General features: G+C 60.4%; 1 protein-coding gene. It reads left to right on the top strand.

Annotation, left to right across the window (positions count from 1 at the left end):
- Positions 1-285, top strand: a 285-nt coding sequence (locus EN857_RS34250) for a cobalamin-dependent protein (protein WP_189522852.1), incomplete at both ends; no start/stop codon positions are given.

Here is a 285-nt window from a genome sequence, read left to right as displayed (position 1 = left end):
CAAGATGGTGATCGGCACCGTCAAGGGCGACATCCACGACATCGGCAAGAATCTGGTCGGCATGATGATGGAGGGCGCGGGCTTCGACGTCATCGACCTCGGCATCAACAATGCGGTCGAGAAGTATCTGGAGGCGATCGAGCAGCACCAGCCCGACATCATCGGCATGTCGGCGCTGCTCACCACCACCATGCCCTACATGAAGGTCGTCATCGACACGATGAAGGAAAAGGGCATCCGCGACGACTATGTCGTGCTGGTCGGCGGCGCGCCGCTCAACGAGGA

The sequence above is a fragment of the Mesorhizobium sp. M4B.F.Ca.ET.214.01.1.1 genome (genome assembly GCF_004791545.1).
GTDB lineage: Bacteria > Pseudomonadota > Alphaproteobacteria > Rhizobiales > Rhizobiaceae > Mesorhizobium > Mesorhizobium abyssinicae.
The sequence above is the reverse complement of the archived record's forward strand: the minus strand, read 5'-3'. Positions and strand labels throughout refer to the sequence as shown.